Source organism: Melaminivora alkalimesophila (genome assembly GCF_000282995.1).
GTDB lineage: Bacteria > Pseudomonadota > Gammaproteobacteria > Burkholderiales > Burkholderiaceae_C > Melaminivora > Melaminivora alkalimesophila.
The window spans coordinates 1-1886 of record NZ_ALEE01000616.1 but is presented as its reverse complement, the minus strand read 5'-3'; the positions used below and the strand labels follow the sequence as shown (position 1 = coordinate 1886).

The following is a 1886-nucleotide window of genomic DNA, read 5'->3' as shown; positions in this document are numbered from 1 at the left end:
GGTCGCGCCCGGCTGGCGGCCCCTGGTCGACCATTTCTTCGCCAGCGAACGCGGCCAGCAGCTGCTCGCCTTCCTGCGCGCCCGCCTGGGCGCGGGTGCCACCATCTTCCCGCCGCAGCCGCTGCGTGCGCTGGAGCTCACGCCGCCCGAGTCCGTGCGCGTGGTCATCCTGGGCCAGGACCCCTACCACGGCCGCGGCCAGGCCGAGGGGCTGGCGTTTTCCGTGCAGCCCGGCGTGCGCATTCCGCCGTCGCTGCGCAACATCTTCAAGGAACTGCAGCGCGACCTCGGCACGCCGCCGCCACCCTTCCCGCAGCCCGGCGGCAGTCTGGTCAGGTGGGCGGAGAGCGGCGTGCTGCTGCTCAACACCACGCTCACCGTGGAAGAAGGCCAGGCAGCCAGCCATGCCGGCAAGAGCTGGGAGGTCTTGACCGATGCCGTGATCCGCCACGTGGCTGAAGGGCAGCGGCCGGTGGTCTTCATGCTCTGGGGCAGCCATGCCCAGGCCAAGCGCGCGCTCATCCCGCAAGACCGCGGCCACCTGGTGCTGCTGGCGAACCACCCCTCACCCCTGTCGGCCGAGCGCCCGCCCCGGCCCTTCATCGGCTGCGGACACTTCGGTCAGGCACGCGCCTTTCGCGAGCAGCACGGCTACTGAGCGCGCCGCCGGTCCGGGCAGCGCGGCCGGGCTGCTAGGAGCGCTGCCGGTCGGGAGGCGGAAGCAGCGCGGTCGCCAGGCCCAAGAGCGGCAGCCAGGCGCACCACTGGTACACGCGCACGATGCCGTGGCTGTCGGCCAGATGGCCCAGGCCGGCCGCCGCCATGCCGCTGATGCCGAACATCAGACCGAACATGACGCCCGAGACCAGGCCCACGCGGCTCGGCACGGCCTCCTGCGCATACACCACCAGCGCGGCGAAGGCCGAGGACATGACCAGGCCGATGGCGATCGCCAGCACGGCGGTCCAGAAGGCGCTCGCATGCGGCAGCAGCAGTGCGAACGGCGCCACGCCCAGGAACGAGACCCAGATCACCGCCTTGCGGCCGATCCGGTCGCCCACCGGGCCGCCGATGAAGGTGCCGGCCGCCACCGCCGCAAGGAACAGGAACAGGTAGAGCTGCGATTCCTGCACCGACAGCCCGAAGCGCTGCATCAGGTAGAAGGTGAAGTAATTGCTGAAGGTCGCGATGTAGGCGAACTTGGCGAACAGCAGCACCGCGATGACCAGCAGCGCGCGCACCAGCGCCGACCGCGCCAGCGGCGGGGCCGCATGCCGCGCGGTCGCTGCCAGGCGCGCCGGCGCGTGCCGCAGTGTCCAGCCGGTGATCCTCCACAGCACGGCGATCGCCGCCAGCGCCGCCAGCACCAGCCAGCCGATCGCGCTCTGTCCACGTGGCAGCACCACGGCGGCGGCCACCAGCGGCCCGATGGCCGAGCCGGCGTTGCCGCCGACCTGGAAGGTCGATTGCGCCGTGCCGAAGCGCCCGCCCGAGGCCATGCGCGCCACGCGCGAGGCTTCCGGATGGAAGGTGGAGGAGCCCACGCCGATCAGCGCCGCCGCCGCCAGCAGCATGGGATAGCTGCCCGCCACGGCCAGCAGCGCCACGCCCACCAGCGTCACCGACATGCCCAGCGGCAGCAGGTAGGGCAGGGGGCGCCGGTCGGTTTACAGGCCGATCCACGGTTGCAGCATCGAGGCCGTGAGCTGGTAGACCATGGAGATCCATCCGACCTGCGTGAAGCTCAGCGCGAACTGCGCCTTCAGCAGCGGGTAGATCGCTGGCAGCACGGCCTGGATCATGTCGTTGAGCAGGTGCGCGAGCGCCGCCGCACCGACGATGTGCGCCACGAAGCCCTCGGCCCGCGGCGCAGCGGGTGCGGCTGC

General features: G+C 71.9%; 1 protein-coding gene and 1 pseudogene. One reads left to right on the top strand and one right to left on the bottom strand.

The window, feature by feature from the left end; genetic code table 11:
- Positions 1–658, top strand: a 658-nt coding sequence (locus A612_RS12075) for a uracil-DNA glycosylase (RefSeq protein ID WP_019374728.1), incomplete at its 5' end; no start/stop codon positions are given.
- Positions 659–692: 34 nt separating this feature from the next.
- Here A612_RS12075 and A612_RS12070 read toward each other — a convergent pair.
- Positions 693–1886 (bottom strand): annotated as a pseudogene (locus A612_RS12070) (MFS transporter); the annotation flags it as partial.